Annotated in this window: 17 protein-coding genes; 10 read left to right on the top strand and 7 right to left on the bottom strand. The window is 73.1% G+C overall.

The window, feature by feature from the left end:
* Positions 1-16 precede the first annotated feature (16 nt).
* The 5 genes from Sru02f_RS05030 to rbsD are packed head-to-tail and all read left to right on the top strand — an operon-like array spanning position 17 to position 5909.
* Complete coding sequence (locus Sru02f_RS05030; RefSeq protein ID WP_109032823.1) at positions 17-1060, top strand: LacI family DNA-binding transcriptional regulator; 1044 nt, start codon at positions 17-19, stop codon at positions 1058-1060.
* Positions 1057-2610, top strand: a complete 1554-nt coding sequence (locus tag Sru02f_RS05025; protein WP_109032822.1) for a sugar ABC transporter ATP-binding protein — start codon at positions 1057-1059, stop codon at positions 2608-2610. Before Sru02f_RS05030 ends, Sru02f_RS05025 begins: the two co-directional genes overlap by 4 nt.
* The gene (locus Sru02f_RS05020) at positions 2600-4555 is read left to right on the top strand and encodes an ABC transporter permease/substrate-binding protein (protein WP_109032821.1); all 1956 of its coding nucleotides are present in this window, start codon (positions 2600-2602) and stop codon (positions 4553-4555) included. The genes Sru02f_RS05025 and Sru02f_RS05020 overlap by 11 nt, the downstream gene beginning before the upstream one ends.
* Positions 4556-4602: 47 nt before the next feature.
* Positions 4603-5523: a ribokinase gene (locus Sru02f_RS05015; RefSeq protein ID WP_109032820.1), complete on the top strand. Its 921-nt coding sequence runs from the start codon at positions 4603-4605 to the stop codon at positions 5521-5523.
* Entirely contained in the window at positions 5520-5909 is a 390-nt protein-coding gene (rbsD, locus tag Sru02f_RS05010) for a D-ribose pyranase (protein ID WP_109032819.1), read from the top strand. Before Sru02f_RS05015 ends, rbsD begins: the two co-directional genes overlap by 4 nt.
* Positions 5910-6083: 174 nt before the next feature.
* Here rbsD and Sru02f_RS05005 read toward each other — a convergent pair whose 3' ends face one another.
* The 3 genes from Sru02f_RS05005 to Sru02f_RS04995 are packed head-to-tail and all read right to left on the bottom strand — an operon-like array spanning position 6084 to position 9285.
* The gene (locus Sru02f_RS05005) at positions 6084-6947 is read right to left on the bottom strand and encodes a sugar phosphate isomerase/epimerase family protein (RefSeq protein WP_109032818.1); all 864 of its coding nucleotides are present in this window, start codon (positions 6945-6947) and stop codon (positions 6084-6086) included.
* A complete protein-coding gene (locus tag Sru02f_RS05000; RefSeq protein WP_109032817.1) occupies positions 6944-8137 on the bottom strand; it encodes a dihydrodipicolinate synthase family protein in 1194 nt (397 codons plus the stop codon). Before Sru02f_RS05000 ends, Sru02f_RS05005 begins: the two co-directional genes overlap by 4 nt.
* Positions 8134-9285, bottom strand: coding sequence for a Gfo/Idh/MocA family protein (locus Sru02f_RS04995; protein ID WP_164275044.1), 1152 nt, complete (start codon positions 9283-9285; stop codon positions 8134-8136). Before Sru02f_RS04995 ends, Sru02f_RS05000 begins: the two co-directional genes overlap by 4 nt.
* Before the next feature lie 215 nt (positions 9286-9500).
* Here Sru02f_RS04995 and Sru02f_RS04990 point away from each other — a divergent pair, with 215 nt between their 5' ends.
* Positions 9501-10547, top strand: coding sequence for a LacI family DNA-binding transcriptional regulator (locus Sru02f_RS04990; RefSeq protein ID WP_109032816.1), 1047 nt, complete (start codon positions 9501-9503; stop codon positions 10545-10547).
* Positions 10548-10716: 169 nt separating this feature from the next.
* Positions 10717-11517 carry a sugar phosphate isomerase/epimerase family protein gene (locus tag Sru02f_RS04985; protein ID WP_174855124.1) on the top strand — a complete coding sequence of 267 codons (801 nt, stop codon included), beginning with the start codon at positions 10717-10719 and terminating at the stop codon, positions 11515-11517.
* Here the strand turns inward: Sru02f_RS04985 and Sru02f_RS04980 are convergent.
* Positions 11501-12469, bottom strand: a complete 969-nt coding sequence (locus Sru02f_RS04980; protein WP_109032814.1) for an EamA family transporter — start codon at positions 12467-12469, stop codon at positions 11501-11503. The two genes, Sru02f_RS04985 and Sru02f_RS04980, sit on opposite strands and share 17 nt — an antisense overlap.
* 138 nt (positions 12470-12607) lie before the next feature.
* Here Sru02f_RS04980 and Sru02f_RS04975 point away from each other — a divergent pair, with 138 nt between their 5' ends.
* The 3 genes from Sru02f_RS04975 to Sru02f_RS04965 all read left to right on the top strand — a co-directional run bounded on the left by Sru02f_RS04975 (position 12608) and on the right by Sru02f_RS04965 (position 16358).
* Positions 12608-13549, top strand: a complete 942-nt coding sequence (locus Sru02f_RS04975) for a LysR family transcriptional regulator (protein WP_109032813.1) — start codon at positions 12608-12610, stop codon at positions 13547-13549.
* A gap of 195 nt (positions 13550-13744) precedes the next feature.
* The gene (locus Sru02f_RS04970; RefSeq protein ID WP_109032812.1) at positions 13745-15592 is read left to right on the top strand and encodes a glycoside hydrolase family 3 protein; all 1848 of its coding nucleotides are present in this window, start codon (positions 13745-13747) and stop codon (positions 15590-15592) included.
* A 115-nt stretch (positions 15593-15707) separates the two neighbouring features.
* On the top strand, positions 15708-16358 hold the full coding sequence (locus Sru02f_RS04965; protein WP_109032811.1) for a hypothetical protein: 651 nt from the start codon (positions 15708-15710) through the stop codon (positions 16356-16358).
* Between the two features lie 37 nt (positions 16359-16395).
* Here Sru02f_RS04965 and Sru02f_RS04960 read toward each other — a convergent pair whose 3' ends face one another.
* The 3 genes from Sru02f_RS04960 to Sru02f_RS04950 all read right to left on the bottom strand — a co-directional run bounded on the left by Sru02f_RS04960 (position 16396) and on the right by Sru02f_RS04950 (position 22130).
* Entirely contained in the window at positions 16396-17820 is a 1425-nt protein-coding gene (locus Sru02f_RS04960; protein WP_109032810.1) for a S28 family serine protease, read from the bottom strand.
* Positions 17821-17883: 63 nt separating this feature from the next.
* On the bottom strand, positions 17884-18276 hold the full coding sequence (locus tag Sru02f_RS04955; RefSeq protein WP_109032809.1) for a hypothetical protein: 393 nt from the start codon (positions 18274-18276) through the stop codon (positions 17884-17886).
* Between the two features lie 122 nt (positions 18277-18398).
* Positions 18399-22130 carry an ABC transporter ATP-binding protein gene (locus tag Sru02f_RS04950; protein WP_109032808.1) on the bottom strand — a complete coding sequence of 1244 codons (3732 nt, stop codon included), beginning with the start codon at positions 22128-22130 and terminating at the stop codon, positions 18399-18401.
* Positions 22131-22220: the final 90 nt, after the last annotated feature.

Below are 22220 nucleotides of genomic sequence, written 5' to 3'. Positions count from 1 at the left end.
AGGAGGTGGAACGACGATGGCGAGCATCAAGGACGTCGCCGCCGAGGCCGGCGTGTCCGTCGCGACGGTCTCCCGGGCGCTCAACGGCCACCCGTCGGTCAGCGCCGCCGCACGCGCCCGTGTGCTGGCCGCCGTCGAGACTCTGGGCTACCGCCCCAACGCCCTCGCCAGGTCGCTGCGCACCGACCAGACCCGGACCCTCGGCCTGGTCATCAGCGACGTGATGAACCCGTACTTCACCGAGCTGGCCCGTTCCGTCGAGGAGGAGGCCCGCGCGCTCGGCTACAGCGTCATCATCGGCAACGCCGACGAGCGGCCCGACCTCCAGGACCACCACGTCACCACGCTCCTGGACCGGCGGATCGACGGGCTCCTCGTCTCCCCCACCGACGGGGGCTCCCCGCGCATGCTGGACGCCGCGCGGGCCGGGACGCCGATGGTCTTCGTCGACCGGTGGATCCCCGGCGTGGACGTGCCCGTCGTCAGGTCGGACGGGCGGGCGGCCGTACGGGACCTCGTCGCGCATCTGCACGGGCTCGGGCACCGGCGGCTCGCGATCATCGCGGGGCCCGCCGCCACCACGACCGGACGCGAGCGCGTCGACGCCTTCCGCGAGGCGCTCGGCGCGTACGGGCTTCCCCTGCCCGACGCCTACATCGGCCAGGGCGACTTCCGGGCCGGCAGCGGGCGCCGGGTCACCGAGGGCTTCCTCGACCTGCCCGAGCCGCCCGAGGTCGTCTTCGCCGCCGACAACCTGATGGCCCTCGGCGCGCTGGACGCCGTACGGGCACGCGGGCTGCGGGTCCCCGAGGACGTCGGGCTCGCCGCCTTCGACGACATCCCCTGGTTCGTGCACACCGATCCCCCGGTCACCGCGATCGCCCAGCCCACCCGCGAGCTGGGGCGGGCGGCCGTACGCGCGCTCGTCGAGCGGATCGCGGGGCGGGCCGGCGAGTCGGTGACCCTTCCGGCCCGGCTCGTCGTGCGCCGCTCGTGCGGCGAGCCGCCCTCCGAACAACACCCCCCGTCCCCGTCCCCCGTACGAAGGAGTACGCCGTGAGCAGCCGCAGTCCGGACGAGTTGCTGCGCATCGAGGGCATCCGCAAGACCTTCCCCGGCGTGGTCGCGCTCGACAGCGTCGACTTCGACCTGCGCCGGGGCGAGGTGCACGTGCTCCTCGGTGAGAACGGCGCGGGCAAGAGCACGCTCATCAAGATGCTCTCCGGCGCCTACACGCCCGACGCCGGGCGGATCCTGGCCGGTGGCGAGGAGGTGCGCATCCACGGTGCGCAGGACTCCGAGCGCCTCGGGATCGCCACCATCTACCAGGAGTTCAACCTGGTCCCCGACCTGACGGTGGCCGAGAACATCTTCCTGGGGCGCCAGCCCCGCCGGCTCGGCATGATCGACCGGAAGCGGATGGACGCCGACGCCGAGGTGCTACTGAAGCGGGTGGGGGTCAACGTGTCTCCCCGTGCGCGGGTGCGTGAACTGGGCATCGCGCGGCTCCAGATGGTCGAGATCGCCAAGGCGCTCAGCCTCGACGCGCGCGTGCTCATCATGGACGAGCCGACCGCCGTACTGACCTCCGAGGAGGTCGACAAGCTGTTCGCCATCGTGCGGCGGCTGCGCGAGGACGGCGTCGGCATCGTCTTCATCACCCACCACCTGGAGGAGATCGCCGCGCTCGGCGACCGGGTCACCGTCATCCGGGACGGCAGGAGCGTCGGGCAGGTGCCCGCCTCCACACCCGAGGACGAGCTGGTCCGGCTCATGGTGGGGCGGTCGATCGAGCAGCAGTACCCGCGCGAGCGGACCGCCGCCGGTGAGGCGCTGCTCAAGGTGGAGGGGCTGACGCGGGACGGGGTCTTCCACGACGTCGGCTTCGAGGTGCGGGCCGGTGAGGTCGTCGGCATCGCGGGGCTGGTCGGGGCCGGGCGTACGGAGGTCGTCCGGGCGGTGTTCGGAGCCGATCCGTACGACGCCGGGACCGTGCGGGTGGCGGGTGCGCCGCTGCGGCGGCACGACGTGAACGCCGCCATGGCCGCCGGGATCGGACTCGTCCCCGAGGACCGCAAGGGGCAGGGGCTCGTCCTCGACGCCTCGGTGGAGGAGAACCTCGGGCTCGTCACGCTCCGGTCCACCGCCCGCGCCGGGCTCGTCGACCTCAAGGGGCAGCACACGGCGGCCGAGCGGATCGCCGGACAGCTCGGCGTGCGGATGGCCGGGCTCGGGCAGCACGTGCGCACGCTGTCCGGCGGCAACCAGCAGAAGGTCGTCATCGGCAAGTGGCTGCTGGCGAACACCAAGGTGCTGATCCTCGACGAGCCGACGCGCGGCATCGACGTCGGCGCCAAGGTCGAGATCTACCAGCTCATCAACGAACTGACGGCCGCCGGTGCCGCCGTGCTCATGATCTCCAGCGATCTGCCGGAGGTGCTCGGCATGAGCGACCGCGTGGTCGTCATGGCGCAGGGGCGCGTCGCGGGTGAACTCACCGCCGAACAGGCCACCCAGGACGCCGTGATGGCGCTCGCCGTCAGTACGCACACCGGCAACTCCCCGCACAGCGACGGAACGGATGGAACGGAGGCCTCCCGTGGCCACTGACACGCTCAAGAGCAAGCCGGGCGCGCAGGGCGCCACCAGCGGCCTGCGCCGCCTGCTGCTCGACAACGGCGCGCTGACCGCGCTGATCGTCCTCGTCGTCGTCATGTCGGCGCTGTCCGGGGACTTCCTGACCGCCGACAACCTCCTCAACGTCGGCGTCCAGGCCGCCGTCACCGCGATCCTCGCCTTCGGCGTCACCTTCGTCATCGTCTCGGCGGGCATCGACCTGTCGGTCGGCTCGGTCGCCGCGCTGTCGGCCACCGTGCTGGCCTGGAGCGCCACCGAGGCCGGGATGCCGGTGGCGCTCGCGGTGCTGCTGTCCGTCCTGACGGGCATCGCCTGCGGTCTGGTGAACGGCTTCCTCATCTCGTACGGGAAGCTGCCGCCGTTCATCGCGACGCTCGCCATGCTGTCGGTGGGCCGCGGTCTGTCGCTGGTCATCTCGCAGGGTTCGCCGATCGCCTTCCCGGACTCGGTCTCGCACCTCGGCGACACGCTCGGCGGGTGGCTGCCGGTGCCGGTGCTCGTGATGATCGTGATGGGGCTGATCACCGCCTTCGTCCTCGGCCGGACCTACATCGGCCGGTCCATGTACGCCATCGGCGGCAACGAGGAGGCCGCGCGCCTGTCCGGGCTGCGGGTGAAGCGGCAGAAGCTCGCCATCTACGCCTTCTCCGGCCTGTTCGCCGCCGCCGCGGGCATCGTGCTCGCCTCCCGGCTCTCCTCCGCGCAGCCGCAGGCCGCGCAGGGCTACGAGCTGGACGCCATCGCCGCCGTCGTCATCGGCGGTGCCTCGCTGGCGGGCGGCACCGGCAAGGCGTCCGGCACGCTGATCGGCGCGCTGATCCTCGCGGTGCTGCGCAACGGCCTGAACCTGCTGTCCGTCTCCGCGTTCTGGCAGCAGGTCGTCATCGGTGTCGTCATCGCGCTCGCGGTGCTCTTCGACACGCTGCGCCGCAAGGCCGGCGCGGTGACTCCGGCGGCCGGGGCGTCGGGCGGCGGCAACCGGGGCAAGCAGGCACTCACGTACGTGATCGCGGCGGTCGTCGCGGTGGCCGTGGTCGGCGCGACCTCGCTGCTGCACAACGGCTCCTCCGGCGGCAAGGACCAGAAGATAGGGCTGTCGCTGTCCACGCTGAACAACCCGTTCTTCGTGCAGATCAGGAACGGCGCGGAGGAGGAGGCGAAGAAGCTGGGCGTGGACCTGACGGTCACGGACGCCCAGAACGACGCCTCCCAGCAGGCCAACCAGCTGCAGAACTTCGTCAGCGGCAGCCTGTCCGCGGTCATCGTCAACCCGGTGGACTCCGACGCGGCCGGTCCCTCGGTGCGCTCCGCCAACAAGGACGACATCCCGGTCATCGCCGTGGACCGCGGCGTCAGCAAGGCCGAGACGTCCGCGCTGGTCGCCTCCGACAACGTCGAGGGCGGTGAGCTGGGCGCCAAGGCGCTCGCCGAGAAGCTCGGCGGCAAGGGCACCATCGTCATCCTCCAGGGGCAGGCCGGCACCTCCGCCAGCCGGGAGCGCGGGGCGGGCTTCGCGGCCGGGCTCAAGGCGTACCCGGGCATCAAGGTGGTCGCCAAGCAGCCCGCGGACTTCGACCGCACCAAGGGCCTGGACGTGATGACCAACCTGCTCCAGGCCCACCCGGACGTCGACGGCGTCTTCGCCGAGAACGACGAGATGGCGCTGGGCGCGATCAAGGCGCTGGGTTCCAAGGCCGGCAAGTCGGTCCAGGTCGTCGGCTTCGACGGGACCCCGGACGGGCTGAAGGCGGTCCAGGACGGCACGTTGTACGCGTCGGTGGCGCAGCAGCCGAAGGAACTGGGCAGGATCGCCGTACAGAACGCGCTGCGGGCGGCCGAGGACAAGAAGGTGGAGCAGACGGTGAAGGTGCCCGTGAAGGTCGTCACCCAGCAGAACGTGGCGGGCTTCGAGGGCTGAGACCGGCCCGGCGGCCGGCGGTAATCACGCGAATCGGAGAACGACTGATGTACGACTACGACCTGCTGGTCGTCGGCTCGGCCAACGCCGACCTGGTGATCGGTGTCGAGCGGCGGCCGGGGGCCGGGGAGACGGTGCTCGGCTCCGACCTGGCCGTCCACCCGGGCGGCAAGGGCGGCAACCAGGCCGTCGCCGCCGCCCGGCTCGGCGCCCGTACGGCCCTGCTGGCCCGGGTGGGCGACGACGACTACGGGCGGCTGCTGCTGGACTCGCAGCGGGCGGCCGGTGTCGACACGGTCGGCGTGCTGGTGGGCGGCGCCCCGACCGGCGTCGCGCTGATCACCGTCGACCCGTCCGGGGACAACAGCATCGTGGTCTCGCCGGGCGCCAACGGCCGGCTGGCGCCGGGCGACGTCCGGGCCGCGGCCAGCCTCTTCCACGCCTCCCGGGTGGTCTCCACGCAGTTGGAGATCCCGCTGGAGACGGTCGTGGAGGTGGTCCGCTCGCTCGCGCCGGACAGCCGTTTCGTGCTGAACCCGTCGCCGCCGCGGCCGCTTCCGCAGGAGGTGCTGGCCGCCTGCGACCCGCTGATCGTCAACGAGCACGAGGCGAAGGTGATCCTCGGCGACTCCCTGGTCGGCGAGCGCCCCGAGGACTGGGCGCGCGTCCTGCTGGCCAAGGGGCCGCGCTCGGTGGTCGTGACGCTGGGCGCCGAGGGCGCGCTGGTCGCGTCGGCGGCCGGCGGCGTGGTCCGGGTGCCGTCGGTGAAGGTGGACGCCGTGGACACGACGGGCGCCGGTGACGCGTTCACCGCCGCGCTGGCCTGGCGGCTCGGCACCGGCGCGTCGCTCGCCGACGCGGCGGCGTACGCGGCCCGGGTGGGCGCGGCGGCGGTCACGAAGGCGGGGGCGCAGGAGTCGTACCCGACGGCGGCGGAGGCCGAGGCACTGGAGGCCGGGGCGCTGTGAAGAAGGCAGGCATACTCAACCGCCACCTCGCGGGTGCGCTCGCCGAGCTGGGCCACGGGGACGGCGTCCTGGTGTGCGACGCGGGCATGCCCGTTCCGGACGGGCCGCGCGTCGTCGACCTGGCCTTCCGGGCCGGGGTGCCGCCGTTCGCGGAGGTGGTGGACGGCCTGCTCGCCGAGCTGGTCGTCGAGGGCGCGACGGCGGCGACGGAGGTCCGGGAGGCGAACGCCGAGTGCGCCGCACTGCTCGACGGGCTCTTCCCCGCACTCGAACTCGTCCCGCACGAGCGGCTCAAGGAGCTGTCGGCGGGCGCGCGGCTGATCGTGCGCACCGGGGAGGCGCGGCCGTACGCCAATGTGCTGCTGCGGTGCGGGGTCTTCTTCTGAGGGTCCGAGGACCGGTGGGGAGAAGTTTGAGAGGGCCCGGTCGCCGACCGGGCCCTCTCGGGTTTCCCCTCCCCTTCGGAACTCCGTGGTATTTCCCCCCCGGGTACCCCCACGGGAGTTCCGATGCCAGGTACGACCCGCCGCAGGGCGGAAGGGTTGTACGGGTCGCCGGGATTATTTTCCGGGCGGCTGGTCCGCGGCGTCGCCCGCGTGCGCGGCGAACCGGGCCGCCGTCTCGGCGAGCACCTCCCGTCCGTCCCGTGCCCACAGCCCCTCGTTGAACAGCTCGACCTCGATGGCGCCGGTGTATCCGGCCGCCTCGACGTACCCCTTCCACTCCCGCATGTCGATCGCGCCGTCCCCGATCTGGCCGCGGCCGTTGAGGACGCCCTCGGGCAGCGGGGTCGTCCAGTCGGCGAGCTGGAAGGTGTGGATGCGGCCGCCCGCGCCGGCCCGGGCGATCTGCTCGGGCGCCCGGTCGTCCCACCAGATGTGGTACGTGTCGACGGTGACACCGACCTGCCGGGCCGGGAAGCGTTCGGCGAGGTCCAGGGCCTGGGCGAGGGTGGAGACCACGCAGCGGTCGGCGGCGTACATGGGGTGGAGCGGTTCGATGGCCAGGCGCACGCCGTGCCGTTCGGCGTACGGGCCCAGCTCCGCCAGCGCGTCCGCGATGCGCTCGCGGGCGGCGCGCAGGTCCTTGTCGCCGGCCGGGAGGCCGCCCGAGACCAGGACGAGGGTGTCGGTGCCGAGGGCGGCGGCCTCGTCGACGGCGCGGCGGTTGTCGGCCAGCGCCCTGGCGCGTTCGGCGGGGTCGAGCGCCGTGAGGAAGCCGCCGCGGCACAGGGTGGTGACGGTGAGGCCCGCGTCGCGGACCAGCTTGGCGGCGGCCTCGACGCCGTAGGCCTGCACGGGTTCGCGCCACAGGCCCACGTTGCCGATGCCCAGTTCGGCGCAGGCCGCGGTCAGTTCGGGCAGCGAGAGCTGCTTGACCGTCATCTGGTTGATGCTGAAGCGCGTCAGGCCGGTGTCGCTCATCGGTTCACTCCGTACAGCGCGAGCAGGTTCCGCATGCGCTCCTCGGCCAGCTTCGGATCGGGGAACAGACCGAGTCCGTCGGCGAGTTCGTAGGCGCGGGCGAGGTGCGGCAGGGAGCGGGCCGACTGGAGGCCGCCGACCATCGTGAAGTGGCTCTGGTGGCCGGACAGCCAGGCCAGGAAGACCACGCCCGTCTTGTAGTAGCGGGTGGGTGCCCGGAAGAGGTGGCGGGAGAGTTCGACGGTGGGGTCGAGCAGGGCGCGGAAGCCGTCCGTGTCCCCGGTGTCGAGCACCCGGACCGCCTCGGCGGCCAGTGGGCCCAGGGGGTCGAAGATGCCGAGCAGGGCGTGGCTGAAGCCCTGCTCGTCGCCCGCGATCAGCTCCGGGTAGTTGAAGTCGTCTCCGGTGTAGCAGCGCACGCCCCGCGGCAGGCGGCGGCGCAGGTCGATCTCGCGCTGCGCGTCCAGCAGGGAGACCTTGATGCCGTCGACCTTGTCGGGGTGGGCGGCGATGACCTCCAGGAAGGTGTCGGTCGCCGCGTCCAGGTCGGACGAGCCCCAGTAGCCCTCCAGGGCCGGGTCGAACATCGGGCCCAGCCAGTGCAGGATCACGGGTTCGGCGGCCTGGCGGAGCAGGTGGCCGTAGACCTCCAGGTAGTCGTCCGGCCCCTGCGCGGTGGCGGCGAGGGCGCGGGAGGCCATGAGGATGGCCCGGGCGCCCGACTCCTCGACGAGGGCGAGCTGTTCCTCGTAGGCCGACCGGACCTCGGCGAGGGTGACGGTCGGGGCGGTCAGCTGGTCCGTGCCGACGCCGCAGGCGATGCGGCCGCCGGCCGCCTTCGCCTCGGCGGCGGAGCGGCGGATCAGTTCCGCCGCCGTGGGCCAGTCCAGGCCCATGCCGCGCTGGGCGGTGTCCATCGCCTCGGCGACGCCGAGTCCGTGGGACCACAGGTGGCGACGGAAGGCGAGGGTGGCGTCCCAGTCGACGGCGGCGGGCCCGTCGGGGGTGATGTCCGCGTACGGGTCGGCGACGACGTGCGCGGCGGAGAAGACCGTACGGGAGGTGAAAGCGCTTCCCGCGCTCCCGGTGCTTCCCGCGCCTGCCCCGCTCGGCGGGGCGCTGTGCGACGGCTCCTGGCGGGGTTCGTAGGCGCGCAGGGTGCCGTCGGCGCTCGGCAGGTGGAGGGTCACAGCGCGATCTCCGGCACGTCGAGGCGGCGGCCCTCGGCCGAGGACCTCAGGCCCAGCTCGGCGAGCTGGACGCCGCGGGCACCGGCCAGCAGGTCCCACTGGTAGGGGGCGTCGGCGTAGACGTGCTTGAGGAACAGCTCCCACTGCGCCTTGAAGCCGTTGTCGAACTCGCCGTTGTCCGGGACCTCCTGCCACTGGTCGCGGAAGACCTCGGTGGCGGGGATGTCCGGGTTCCACACCGGCTTGGGGGTGGCGGAGCGGTGCTGGACGCGGCAGCCCCGCAGTCCCGCGACGGCCGAGCCCTCGGTGCCGTCGACCTGGAACTCGACCAGTTCGTCGCGGTTGACGCGAACCGCCCAGGACGAGTTGATCTGCGCGATCGCGCCGCCGTCCAGTTCGAAGACGCCGTAGGCGGCGTCGTCGGCGGTGGCGTCGTAGGGCTTGCCCTTCTCGTCCCAGCGCTCGGGGATGTGGGTGGCGGTGAGGGCCTGGACGGACCTCACGCGGCCGAACAGCTCGTGCAGCACGTACTCCCAGTGCGGGAACATGTCGACGACGATGCCGCCGCCGTCCTCGCTGCGGTAGTTCCAGGACGGGCGCTGCGCCTCCTGCCAGTCGCCCTCGAAGACCCAGTAGCCGAACTCGCCGCGCACGGACAGGATCCGGCCGAAGAAGCCGCCGTCGATGAGGCGCTTGAGCTTGAGCAGGCCGGGCAGGAAGAGCTTGTCCTGGACGACGCCGTGCTTGATGCCCTTGGCCCGGGCGAGGCGGGCGAGTTCCAGGGCGCCGTCCAGGCCGGTGGCGGTGGGCTTCTCGGTGTAGACGTGCTTGCCCGCGGCGATCGCCTTCTTGATCGCCTCCTCGCGGGCCGAGGTCACCTGGGCGTCGAAGTAGATGTCGATGCCGTCGTCGGCGAGGACCGCGTCGAGGTCCGTGGAGATGTGGTCGAGTCCGTGGCGTTCGGCCAGCGCCCGCAGCGCGTGCTCGCGGCGGCCGACCAGGACCGGCTCCGGCCACAGCACGGTGCCGTCGCCGAGGTCGAGGCCGCCCTGTTCGCGCAGGGCCAGGATGGAGCGGACGAGGTGCTGGCGGTAGCCCATGCGTCCGGTCACACCGTTCATGGCGATACGCACCGTCTTGCGTGTCACGTCATTCCCTTCGTACGAGCCATGCCGCAAGCCGCGGATCGAGCTCGAGCCGTACAGCAAGCGCTTTCTATGTAGAACGAAGCTAGCCTGTGACCGGTGGTCTGGACAAGACCGCGGCCGGGGCGAGTTGTTCGAGGGGGCGAACGTCGGCGGGCGGTGGCCGTAAGGTCACCCGGGACGGCGTTCGGCACACCCGCGATGCGGAGGACGAGGACATGACGGTGACACTGGCGGACGTGGCGGCCCGCGCCCAGGTCTCCCCCGCGACGGTGTCGCGCGTGCTGAACGGCAACTATCCGGTGGCCGCCTCCACCCGGGAGCGGGTGCTCAAGGCCGTCGACGAGCTGGACTACGTGCTCAACGGCCCGGCGAGCGCGCTGGCGGCGGCCACGTCCGACCTGGTGGGCATCCTCGTCAACGACATCGCCGACCCGTTCTTCGGCATCATGGCCGGCGCCGTCCAGTCCGAGATCGGCGGACCCGGCGGCAGAGCGGGCGGCGAGAGACTCGCCGTGGTCTGCAACACCGGCGGCACCCCGGAGCGCGAGCTGACCTACCTCACGCTGCTCCAGCGCCAGCGGGCGGCGGCGGTCGTGCTGACCGGCGGCGCGATGGAGGACGAGGCCCACCAGGCGGCCGTGGCGGCGAAGCTGCGCAGGCTGGTCGAGGCCGGGACGCGGGTGGTGCTGTGCGGACGGCCGCCGGCGCCGGACACCGGGGCGATCGCGCTCACCTTCGACAACCGCGGGGGCGGGCGGGAGCTGACCGAGCACCTGATCGGGCTGGGGCACCGGCGGCTCGGCTACATCGCGGGCCCGGAGGAACGGACCACGACGCGGCACCGGCTGGAGGGCCACCGCACCGCGCTCGCCGCGCACGGCATCGAGGAGGACCCCCGCTGGACCGTCCACGGCCGCTACGACCGGGAGGCCGGTTACGAGGCGACGCTGGAACTGCTGCGCAGGGACCCGACGCTGACCGCGGTCGTCGCCGCGAACGACACCGTCGCGCTGGGCGCCTGCGCGGCGCTGCGCGACTCGGGGCTGCGGATCCCGGACGACGTGTCCGTGGCCGGCTTCGACGACCTGCCGTTCAGCATCGACGCGGTGCCCGCGCTGACGACGGTCCGGCTGCCGCTGGCGGAGGCGGGGGCGCGGGCGGGGCGGGTCGCGATGGGGCGGGAGGACGCGCCGGTGGGCGGGATCGCGACGGTGCGGGGGGAGTTGATGGTACGGGGGTCCTCCGGAGGGCCGCGGTCTTGAACGGACCGTTGGTTTCGCGGTGGGCCCGCGTCGGTGTGGGCGTTGCCGGGGCTGCCGCCCCCAGACCCCCGCTTCGGCCTGGACGGCCTCGTCCTCAAGCGCCGGACGGGCTAAGAGTCCCGGCCTGCGTCGACATGCGGGCCGGTGATCGCGGGTACGCTCCGTGGGCATGAAGCTGGCGTTCTCCACTCTCGGTGTTCCCGGACTGCCCCTGGCCGACGTGCTGGGGCTCGCGACCGCGCACGGCTACCACGGTGTCGAGTTGCGCGCCCACCCGGAGGAACCGGTCCATCCGGGCCTGTGCCCGGACGAACGGGCCGCGGTGGCGGCTGAGTTCAGGGCGGCCGGCGTCGAACCGCTCGGCGTGGCCGGGTACGCGCGGGTCGCCGCGCCCGGCGACGACGAACCGGTCCTCGCCGAGATCCGCGGCCTGCTCGACCTCGCCCGCGACCTGGGCGCCCCCTACGTCCGGGTCTTCCCCGGCGGCGGCACCGAGCAGAGTGCCGAGGAGGCCGACGAGACGGCCGCCCGGCGACTGGGCACCGCCGCCGAGTACGCCGCCGAGCGCGGCGTGAGCATCCTGCTGGAGACCCACGACTCGCACCGCACCGGCGCCGACGCGATGCGCGTCCTCGGCCCGGTCGGGCATCTGCGGGCCGGCGCCCTGTGGGACGTGATGCACACCTGGCTGGGCGGCGAGCAGCCCTCCGAGACCTACGCGGCGCTCTCCCCGCACCTCGGCTACGTCCAGGTCAAGGACATCGCCTCCGCCGAGGACACCACGCCGCTGGCGCTGGGCGCCGGGGTGCTGCCGCTCACCGAGGTGGTGGACGTGCTGTCCCGGCACGGCTGGGACGGCTGGCTGTGCTGGGAGTACGAGAAGCGGTGGTACGAGTCGGCCGCCCCGTTGCCCGAGCTGCTGGGACCGGGCCGCGAGCACCTCGCCCGGCTGCTCACGGACGCGGCCTGAGCAGGGCCGGCACCGCCACCGGCTCTCCCTCGTCCGCAGTCACCGTCACAGTCGCCGTCGCCGTCGCCGTCGCCGTCGCCGCGGGGACGGTGCTGCGGCGTGCCGGGGTGAGTGTCGTCAGCGCCACCCCGCCCACCAGCAGGGCCGCCGCGCACCAGCGCAGGGGGGTCACCGACTCGCCGAGGAAGAGGGCGGCCGAGGACATGCCGAAGACCGGCACCAGGAGGGAGAACGGCGCGACCGTCGAAGCGGGGTGACGGCGCAGCAGCCAGCCCCAGGCGCCGAAGCCGAAGACGGTCGAGACCCAGGCGACGAAGAGGATCGTGCCCGTGCCCTGCCAGTCCAGGGCGCGCAGGGCCGCGAGGTCCTCGGCGGGGCCCTCGGTGAGCAGGGAGAGGGCCAGCAGGGGCAGCACGGGGACGGTGGAGACCCACACCATGAAGTTCAGCGCGTCCGGCGGGGACGCCTTGCGGGTCAGGACGTTGGACACGCCCCATGCCGCCGCGGCGCCGATCACCATCAGGAACGCGCCCAGGGGGCCCGAGGTGCCCTCGTCGACCGCGGCCACGCCGATGCCGCCCAGGGCGACCAGCATGCCCAGGGCCTGGACCCGGGAGGGGCGTTCGCCGAGGACCGCCGCGGCGATCACCGCGGTGAACACCGCCTGGATCTGAAGGACGAGGGACGACAGTCCGGCGGGCATGCCCGCGTCCATGCCCACGAAGACCAGGCCGAACTTGGCCACGCCGAGCACCAGTCCCACCGCCACGATCCACTTCCAGGCGACCTTGGGACGGCCCACCAGGAAGACGGCCGGCAGGGCGGCCGCCAGGAAGCGCAGGGCGGAGAAGAGGAGCGGCGGGAAGTGGTCGAGGCCGATCTCGATGACCGTGAAGTTCACGCCCCAGACGGCGGCGACGAGCACGGCGAGGAGGAGGTGGGAAGGTCGCATGGGTCGAGGATCGGCCGAGAGGACCGTTCAGCACCAGCGATGATTGGTGCATGGTTGGATGAAGCACTGCTAACGCTTTGGCGGCGCTGCCGATGCTTTCCGGATACGCCGCCCCTCGTCTCGACCTCGGGAGCCGTCATGCTCGACCTCCAGCGCCTGCGCGCCCTGCACGCCGTGTCCGTGCACGGGACGGTCGGAGCGGCCGCCGCAGCGCTCGGGTTCACGCCGTCCGCCGTGTCGCAGCAGATCGCCAAGCTGGAGCGCGAGACCAGGACGGTGCTCCTGGAACGGGAGGGGCGCGGGGTCCGGCTCACCGACGAGGCCTGGCAACTGGTGGAGGCGGCCGCGCAGTTGCTGGCCATCGTGGAGCGGGCGGAGACCCGCCTCGAGGAGCGGCGCGGGGTCCCGTCGGGGCGGCTGACCATCGCCGCGTTCGCGTCGGCGGCGCGCGGGCTGCTGCCGTCCGTCCTCGCCGACCTGGCGGTACGGCATCCCGGGCTGGACGCGCGGCTCACCGAGGTCGACCCGCACCTGTCCGTGGACCTGGTGGCCAAGGGCGCCGTGGACCTGGTGGTGGCCCACGACTGGGACATCGCCCCGCTGCCGGCCCCGGCCGGGGTGGAGCAGGCGCCGGTCGGCGAGGACCTGTGCGACCTGCTGGTGCCCGAGGGCCACCGGTTCGCGGGCCGGACGGCCGTACGGCGGGACGAGCTGGGCGGGGAGCGGTGGATCTGCCAGCCGCCCGGACGGGTCTGCCACGACTGGCTGATGCGCACACTGCGGGGCGCCGGCCACGAGCCGGACATCGTCCACCAGGCGGACGAGAACCCGACCCTCGTCGCGCTGGTCGCGGCCGGCCTCGGAGTCGCCCTCATCCCCCGGCTGGGGCGCGGCCCGCTCCCGGCGGGAGTGGTGGAGGTGCCGCTAGACCCGATGCCGGTACGGCGGCTGTACGCCCTGTGGCGCACCGGCGCGGCCCGCCGCCCGGCCATCGCGGAAACGGTCCGCACGCTACGGGCCCACTGGCCGACGGTCGCGGCCCGCACCAGCCCGCCACGCCAGGCCGCCGCCCACGTCTGACCCCGCACCGGCCGCACGCCCGGCGGGTCCTCAGAGGGCAGGCGCCTGCTAAGCGCCTGGCCGCACTCACGACCCCCGGCGGGCGCCTCGCCTCGCTTCGGGCGACTCGTGTGCGGTCCCTTGACTGGCAGAAACTTCCCGGATATTGGTGACTCCTTGGCAGTTTCCTTCACCAGCTCTCCGGAAGGAGCGCACGTGCACCACAGCAGCACGGCCGGCACGGGAAGCACCGCACAGCCCTCCAGACGTACCGTCCTCACCGCCACCGCGGTCGTCACCGCGGCCCTCGCGGCCGGGGGCGGTACGGCCTACGCCGACGCCCGCAGGCCCGACGACGACAAACTCCGCGGCCTGATCTCCCGCATGACGCTGGAGGAGAAGGTCGGCCAGCTCTTCGTCATGCGGGTCTACGGCCACTCCGCCACCGACCCCGACCAGGCCGACATCGACGCCAACCTCGAGGAGATCGGCGTCCGCACCGCCGCCGAGCTGGTCGCCAGGTACCGGGTCGGCGGCATCATCTACTTCGCCTGGGCGCACAACACCCGCGACCCGCACCAGATCGCCGACCTGTCCAACGGCATCCAGAAGGCCTCACTGGAGCAGCCGCGCGGTCTGCCCGTGCTCATCTCGACCGACCAGGAGCACGGCATAGTGGCCCGCGTGGGCGAGCCCGCCACCCTCTTCCCGGGCGCGATGGCCGTCGGGGCGGGCGGGTCGCGGTCCGACGCCCGTACGCTCGGCCGGATCGCGGGCGCCGAGCTGCACGCCCTGGGCATCCGCCAGGACTACTCCCCCGTCGCCGACGTGAACGTCAACCCGGCCAACCCCGTGATCGGCGTACGGTCCTTCGGCGCCGACCCGGACGCGGTGGCGGAGCTGGTGGCGGCCGAGGTGGCGGGGTATCAGCGGTCCGGTGTGGCCGCGTGCGCCAAGCACTTCCCGGGGCACGGCGACACCGCCACCGACAGCCACACCGGCTTCCCGGTCATCACGCACAGCCGGGAGCAGTGGGAGGAGCTGGACGCGCCGCCCTTCCGCGCGGCGGTCGAGGCCGGCATCGACGCCATCATGACCGCCCACCTGATGGTCCCGGCGCTCGACGACTCCGGCGACCCGGCCACCCTCTCCCGTCCGATCCTCACCGGCATCCTGCGCGAGGAGCTGGGGTACGACGGGGTCGTGGTCACCGACTCCCTCGGCATGGAGGGCGTTCGGACGAAGTACGGCGACGCGCGGGTGCCGGTGCTGGCGCTGAAGGCCGGTGTCGACCAGCTGCTCAACCCGCCGGACCTGCCGCTCGCCTGGAACGCCGTCCTGACGGCCGTACGGGAGGGCGAACTCACCGAGGCGCGGCTGGACGAATCGATCCTGCGCGTGCTGCGGCTGAAGGCCAAGCTGGGGCTGTTCCGGGACGCGTACACCAGCCGCCGGGACGTCGACCGGACCGTCGGCACCCGGGCGCACCTGGCCGCGGCCGACCGGATCGCGGAGCGGACCACGACGCTGCTGGTCAACGAGGAGCGGCTGCTGCCGCTTTCGCGCCGCGAACACCGCAGGCTGCTGGTGGTGGGCGCCGATCCGGCCTCGCCGTCGGGCACGACCGGGCCGCCCACCGGTGTACTGGCGGGCGCGCTGACGGAGCTGGGCTTCACGGCCACCGCCCTGTCCACCGGCACCGCGCCCTCCGCCGCCGTGATCGACCGCGCCGTCGCCGCGGCCGGGGACGCCGACGCGGTGGTCGTCGCCACGTACAACGTGACCGCGGGCAGCAGCCAGCGCACCCTGGTCACCCGGCTGCTGGAGACCGGGAAGCCGGTCGTCGCGGTCGCCGTCCGCAACCCGTACGACGTCGCCCAGCTCCCCGGCGTTCCCGCCTTCCTCGCCGCGTACTCCTGGACCGACGTGGAGGTGCGCGCGGCGGCCCGGGTGATCGCCGGGCGGGTGCGGCCGCGCGGGAAGCTGCCGGTGCCGGTGGTGCGCGCGGACGACCCGGGCACGGTGCTCCTCCCGCTCGGACACGGGCTGACCTACCGGTCGTAGCGCGGCCTGCGACACGCGCCGGGGGCGCTCCCTCGCCCGTGCGCAGAGCCTCCCGCGCGTCTGGTGTGCGCCCGCTGCGGCGGGCCACGCTGGACCGGGGATCCGGGGGGCGACGATGCGTGAGCGACGGGCAGCCGCAGGCGTGCACGCCCTGCTGCGCGCGGTACCGCGCGCCGCGCTGTGCGCCGCGCTGTGCCTCCTGCCGCTGACGGGCTGCCGGGGCCCGGCGGAGCGGGGCACGGCGGCGGACACCGCGGCGGCCGGGGTGCGGCCGTCCGGGTACGGGGCGGTGTTCCTGGCGGTGGGCGAGTGCAGTTCGTTCGGCGCGGTCGCGCCCACCGAGGTGCCCTGCGACAGCGAGCGGGCGGCGGCCCGGGTGACGGCCCGGGAGGACGGCCGCGCCGGCAACGGGCCGCCGTGCCCCGCCACCACAGACTTCGTCCTGCACATCAGCGAGCGGCGGCCGTCCGGCGACGAGGACGGTGACGGGGCCGTGCCCCGCGGGTACGCCTGCATGCGCAAGTTGCAGCCGCCGCATCCCGGTGATCCGGGCGGCGGAGGCGGTCCGCGCACCGTCGTCGGCGACTGCGTCCACGACATCGGCGGCGGCAAGGTCCGCGAGGCGGCCTGCGACGGCGGGGGCGAGTACGCACCGCAGTTCAAGGTGGTCGAGGCGGTCGCCACCCGGGCTCAGTGCCCGGCCTCGACCGGTCTGTACGTCCGGCTCGGCGGCGAGCGCCCGGTGGGCTGTGCCCGGCCGCTGTGAGCGGCCGGGCACAGTCACCGTGCCGGAGGAGCGGGCCCTACGGGCGCAGCGCCGGCTCGCGCTCGACGTCCCGCTGGTCCAGCCTGGCGTCGAACGTCGCCAGCGGCCTGGCCGCCGACGGGTTCTCCTGGACCTTGGCCGGGGCGACGCCCGCCCAGTCCAGGATGCGCGCCGTGGCCCGTGCCTTCTGGTCGGGCACCAGACCGGCCACGTTCGCACCGTGGTTCATGCCGGGCGCGGTCATGACGTAGGAGTCACGCGCGCCGTGGCCGAGGCGGAAGGGCTCGGCACCCCACGGGTCGTTCTCGCCGTACACGAACAGCATGTGCCGGGCGTTGTGCTTCACCCAGGTGTCGACGTCCCGCATCGCCCACGGCTCGAACTTCATCGGGATCGAGCGGGGCACGAAGTTGCGCGGCGGCTGGTAGCCGTAGCGGATGTACTTCTTCTCGATGTGCGGGAAGTGGATCGTCGGCGCGCCCAGCTGGGTGCCCGCCTGGTAGTAGTACGGCGTGTACGTCTCCAGGCCCTGGTCCGTGTAGGCGGAGAAGCCGGAGATCGCGTCGACCGAGCCCCAGATCGCCTCGTCGGTGGCGTTCTTCGCGTCGGCCGGGATGTCGGCGCAGTCGGCGAGGGTGCTGTACTGCCAGAAGCCCCACACGTAGTCGAGGACGACGGCCTCGTAGGCGCGGTCGAGGCTGCCGATGGTGTCGAAGGTGTAGCCGTTCTCGGCCGCGTACGCCGCGTACTTCTTCTCCAGCGGCGCCCGGCGCACCAGCGCCTCGCGCTGCACGCCGTTGAGCTTGTCGCGGCACTCCTCGGTGCCGACGCGGGCGAAGAAGCGGTCGTAGGCCGAGTCCTCGCGGTTCACCACGTCGTTGGGGGCGACGTAGGCGACGACGCCGTCCATGTCACGTGGGTAGAAGCGCTCGTAGTAGGTGGCGGTCATGCCGCCCTTGGAGCCGCCGGTGGAGATCCACTTCTTGGAGTAGACCGGCTTCAGGGCCTCGAAGATGCGGTGCTGGTCGCTGGCGGCCTGCCAGATGTCCAGCTTGGACCAGTCGCTCGGGGCGGGCCGGGACGGCGTGAAGTAGCGGTACTCCATGGAGACCTGGTTGCCGTCCACGATCTGGGTCGGCTCGCGCCGGCTGGGGTTCGTGGAGACGTTGTAGCCGCCGGTGTAGAAGACCGTCGGGCGGTCCACGTCCTTGTGCAGCACGGTGATCCGCTGCTGGAACGTGCCCTTGGACGGGCGCCGGTGGTCCACCGGCTGGGTGTAGTTGAGGACGAAGAAGCGGTAGCCGGTGTACGGCTTCTCCTCGATCAGGCTCATGCCCGGTATGGACAGCAGCCGGTCCTTGATGTCGACGGCCTTCGGCTCGGCGGCGGTGGCCGCGCCCGCCGTGCTGACGGTGCCTATGAGCACCACGAGCGCCAGCAGCCATCTGAGCGCCTTGCGCATGCACCCTCCCTGTGAAACTGATGTCCGCCGGAAGCTATCGGAGCAACTCCCGCGACACCAGAGTCAGCAGAGGATCCAGCCGGAGCCGACCGAGGACTTGGCCACCTTGCCGGTCACCCGCACGCAGCGGTTTCCGGCGTGCACGGTCACCGGTCCGGCGCGGTAGGCGAACCGGCCCGAGTCCACGACCGCCCGCCCGCCCCGAGCCTGCACGCCGACGGACATCTGCCGCTTCGTGCCCGGCTTCTTGGGGACCGTGACGGCACAGACGTAGCCGCCGCGTTTGTACACCAGGACGGACCCGGTGGCGAAGGACAGGGTGCGCACCTTGCGGCCGGGGCACCCCGTGGCGGCCTGTGCCTCCTGCGGCATCGCGACGGCGAGCAGCGCGGCGGCGCTCAGCACGGCCGTGCCGAGCGCCAGCCGACGGCGAGTTGCGGCACCGGCCCGGCCCACTGCGGTCCCCCTCCGTAGGGCGATCACTGACGATGTACGGATGTACGGACGCAGTACACCTGTCGCACGGTTGCGCGCGCCCGACGGACGCACCCGACAGACGCGCCCGTCAGACACGCCCGTCAGCGCAGCGCGCCGACCGGCTCCTCCGGTTCGGCCGCGCCGACGAAGGTCCGCCACAGCCGCGCGTACCGTCCGTCGAGGGCCAGCAGTTCGTCGTGCGTGCCGTCCTCGGCGACCCGGCCGCCGTCCATGACGACGACCCGGTCCGCGCGGGCGGCCGTGGTCAGCCGGTGGGCGACGACGAGCGTCGTACGGCGTCCCGCTATGCGGTCGGTGGCCTGGTTGACCTGTGCCTCGGTGGCCAGGTCGAGGGCCGCCGTCGCCTCGTCGAGGAGCAGCACGTCCGGGTCGACCAGCTCGGCGCGGGCCAGCGCGATCAGCTGCCGCTGCCCGGCGGAGAGGTTGCGGCCCCGCTCGGCGACCTCGTGGAGGTAGCCGCCGGTGAGCGTGGCGATCATCTCGTGCGCGCCGACCGCCCGCGCCGCCGCCTCCACCTGGGCGTCGGTGGCGTCCGGACGGCCGTAGGCGATGGCGTCGCGGACGGTGCCGGGGAAGAGGTACGCCTCCTGCGGGACGACGCCCAGCCGGTGCCGGTAGGAGGTGAGGTCGAGGGCGCGCAGGTCCTGCCCGTCGACGGTGACCCGGCCGCCGGTCGGGTCGTAGAACCGGGCCACCAGCTTCACCAGGGTCGACTTGCCCGCGCCGGTCTCGCCGACGAAGGCGACGGTCTGCCCGGCCGGGATGCTGAGGTCGATGCCGGTGAGGGCCTCTTCATCGTCGCCGTACCGGAAGTGCACGTCCTCGAAGGCGATCTCGCCGCGCAGGCCTGTGACCTCGGAGGGCTGCTCGGCGGCCCGCGTCGAGGTCGGCTCGCGCAGCAGCTCCTGGATACGGCCCAGCGAGACGGACGCCTGCTGGTAGCCGTCGAAGACCTGGGAGAGCTGCTGGACCGGTGCGAAGAACAGGTCGATGTAGAGCAGGTACGCCACCAGCGCGCCGGTCGTCAGCGTCGCGTCGTCGATCCGCGCGCCGCCCACGACCAGCACCGCCGCCGCGGCGGCCGACGACAGCAGCTGCACGAACGGGAAGTAGATCGAGATCAGCCACTGTCCGCGGATGCGGGCCTGCCGGTAGCTGTCGCTGTGCTCGGCGAACCGCCGGCCGCCGTCCCGCTCGCGCCGGAAGGCCTGCACGATCCTGAGGCCCGCGACCGACTCCTGGAGGTCCGCGTTGACCGTGGACACCCGCTCGCGGGCGAGTTCGTAGGCCTTCACGCTGGCCCTGCGGAAGTAGTACGTGGCGATGATCAGCGGCGGCAGGGTCGCGAAGACGATCAGGGCGAGCTGCACGTCGATCACCAGCAGGGCGACCATGATGCCGAAGAAGGTGACCACCGAGACGAAGGCGGTGACGAGGCCGGTCTGCAGGAACGTCGACAGCGCGTCCACGTCCGTCGTCATCCGGGTCATGATCCGGCCGGTCAGCTCGCGCTCGTAGTAGTCGAGGCCGAGCCGCTGGAGCTGGGCGAAGATCTTCAGACGGAGCGAGTACAGGATCCGCTCGCCGGTCCGGCCGGTCATGCGGATCTCGCCGGTCTGCGCCGCCCACTGGGCGAGTACCGCGACCAGGCCGAGCAGCGAGGACGCCCACACCGCGCCGAGGGCGGCCCGGGTGACGCCGTCGTCGATGCCGTTGCGGATCAGCACCGGCAGCAGCAGGCCCATGCCCGCGTCCACCGCCACCAGGGCGAGGCTGATCAGCAGCGGCGTGCGGAAGCCGCGCAGCAGACGCCGCAGGCCGTACGACGACTCGGGGCGGACCGCCTGCTGCTCGTCGATGTCCGGGGTGCCGTTCGCCGGGGGCAGCGCGTCGACCTGGGCGAGCAGCTCCGGGGTGGCCGGGGTGCCGGCGAGGGCGGTGTCCTTGGGCGCGCGGTCGCCGGTCCAGAGCCGGGGCGTGACGCCGCGCTCGGCGTCGAACTCGGCGTCCAGCTCGTCGCGTACGGAGGTGTCCTCGGTCTGCTCGGCGGGGCGGGTGTGGCCGGGCGAGACGCCGCCCAGCTCGTCGGGGTCGGTGAGCAGCCGCCGGTAGAGGGCGGAGCGTTCCTGGAGCTCCTCGTGGGTGCCGAGGTCGGCGAGGCGGCCGCGGTCGAGGACGGCGATGCGGTCGGCGAGGCCGAGGGTGGAGCGGCGGTGGGCGATGAGGAGCGTGGTGCGGCCCCGCATGACCTGCTTCAGCGCCTCGTGGATCTCGTGCTCCACCCGGGCGTCCACGGCGGACGTGGCGTCGTCGAGGACCAGCAGCCGGGGGTCGGTGAGGATCGCCCGGGCGAGCGCGACGCGCTGGCGCTGGCCGCCGGAGAGGGTGAGCCCGTGTTCGCCGACGGTCGTGCCGTAGCCCTCGGGCAGCTCGGTGATGAACCCGTGGGCCTGGGCGGCCCGCGCGGCGGCCTCGACCTCCTCGTCGGTGGCGTCCGGGCGGCCGTAGGCGATGTTGGCGCGGACGGTGTCGGAGAAGAGGAAGGAGTCCTCGGGCACCAGGCCGACGGCGGCCCGCAGCGAGTCGAGGGTCAGCTCGCGCACGTCGTGGCCGCCGACGAGGACGGCGCCGCGCGTCACGTCGTAGAAGCGCGGCACGAGCAGCGAGACGGTGGACTTGCCGGAGCCGGAGGAGCCGACGACGGCGAGGGTCTCCCCGGCGCGGATCTCGAAGGAGAGCCCGTCCAGGACCGGCCGCGGCTCCCCGTCGCCCGTGTCGTAGCCGAAGGCGACGTCGTCGAACTCGACGGTCGCGGGCGCGTCGGCCGGCAGGGTCTTGGTGCCGTCCTCGATGGCCGGCTCGGTGTCGATCAGCTCCAGGACGCGCTCGGTGCCGGCCCGGGCCTGCTGGCCGACGGTGAGCACCATGGCGAGCATCCGGACCGGGCCGACCAGCTGGGCGAGGTAGGTGGAGAAGGCGACGAAGGTGCCGAGGGTGATGTGCCCGCGGACGGCCAGCCAGCCGCCGAGGGCGAGCATGGCGACCTGGCCGAGCGCGGGGACGGCCTGGAGGGCCGGGGTGTAGGTGGCGTTCAGCCTGATGGTGCGCAGCCGCCCCGCGAAGAGCTTGCGTCCGACCTCCCTGAGCTTCCCGGTCTCCTGCTCCTCCTGCCCGAAGCCCTTCACCACGCGTACGCCGCTCACCGAGCCGTCGACCACCCCGGCGACGGCGGCGGCCTGCGCCTGCGCGTACCAGGTGGCGGGGTGCAGCCGGGTGCGGCTGCGGCGGGCGATGAACCACAGGGCGGGGGCGACGGCCAGCGCGACCAGGGTGAGCGGCAGGGACAGCCACGCCATGATCACCAGGGAGATCAGGAAGAGCAGGACGTTCCCGATGGTCATCGGCAGCATGAACAGCAGGCCCTGGATCAGCTGGAGGTCGCTGGTCGCCCGCCCGACCACCTGCCCCGTGGACAGCTCGTCCTGCCGCCGCCCGTCCAGCCGGGTGATCGTCCCGTACATGTCGGTGCGCAGGTCGTGCTGGACGTCGAGGGCGAGCCGGCCGCCGTAGTACCGGCGGATGTAGGTGAGGCCGTAGACGACGGCCGCGGCGCCGATCAGGAGACCGGCCCAGACGGCCATGTCCCTGGTCTTGTCGCCGATCACGTCGTCGATGATCACCTTGGTGATCAGGGGCACGAAGGCCATGACGGCCATGCCGCCCAGCGAGGCCCCGAGGGCGAGGACGACGTCCTTGGGATAGCGCCAGGCGTAGCCCGCCAGTCGTCGCACCCAGCCCCGTTGCGCGTCCACGCCGTGCCCTCCGGTCGGTCGTCCTGCTCACCTGATCTACCGGAAGGCACCAACGCCTGCGAGCGGGGATTTCATCCCGCCGCAACAATC

The sequence above is a fragment of the Streptomyces rubrogriseus genome, from assembly GCF_027947575.1.
GTDB classification, from domain to species: Bacteria; Actinomycetota; Actinomycetes; order Streptomycetales; family Streptomycetaceae; genus Streptomyces; species Streptomyces rubrogriseus.
Note: the sequence above shows the minus strand (reverse complement) of the source record. Positions and strands in the feature narration are given on the sequence as shown.

What these genes read in the sequence shown, in the direction of transcription:
- Sru02f_RS04975 (WP_109032813.1), top strand. Translation starts at nt 12,608, where the DNA reads ATGCTCGACCTCCAGCGCCTGCGCGCCCTGCACGCCGTGTCCGTGCAC.
- Sru02f_RS05030 (WP_109032823.1), top strand. Translation starts at nt 17, where the DNA reads ATGGCGAGCATCAAGGACGTCGCCGCCGAGGCCGGCGTGTCCGTCGCG.
- Sru02f_RS04965 (WP_109032811.1), top strand. Translation starts at nt 15,708, where the DNA reads ATGCGTGAGCGACGGGCAGCCGCAGGCGTGCACGCCCTGCTGCGCGCG.
- Sru02f_RS04985 (WP_174855124.1), top strand. Translation starts at nt 10,717, where the DNA reads ATGAAGCTGGCGTTCTCCACTCTCGGTGTTCCCGGACTGCCCCTGGCC.
- Sru02f_RS04980 (WP_109032814.1), bottom strand. Translation starts at nt 12,469, where the DNA reads ATGCGACCTTCCCACCTCCTCCTCGCCGTGCTCGTCGCCGCCGTCTGG.
- Sru02f_RS04960 (WP_109032810.1), bottom strand. Translation starts at nt 17,820, where the DNA reads ATGCGCAAGGCGCTCAGATGGCTGCTGGCGCTCGTGGTGCTCATAGGC.
- Sru02f_RS04990 (WP_109032816.1), top strand. Translation starts at nt 9,501, where the DNA reads ATGACGGTGACACTGGCGGACGTGGCGGCCCGCGCCCAGGTCTCCCCC.
- Sru02f_RS05015 (WP_109032820.1), top strand. Translation starts at nt 4,603, where the DNA reads ATGTACGACTACGACCTGCTGGTCGTCGGCTCGGCCAACGCCGACCTG.
- Sru02f_RS05005 (WP_109032818.1), bottom strand. Translation starts at nt 6,947, where the DNA reads ATGAGCGACACCGGCCTGACGCGCTTCAGCATCAACCAGATGACGGTC.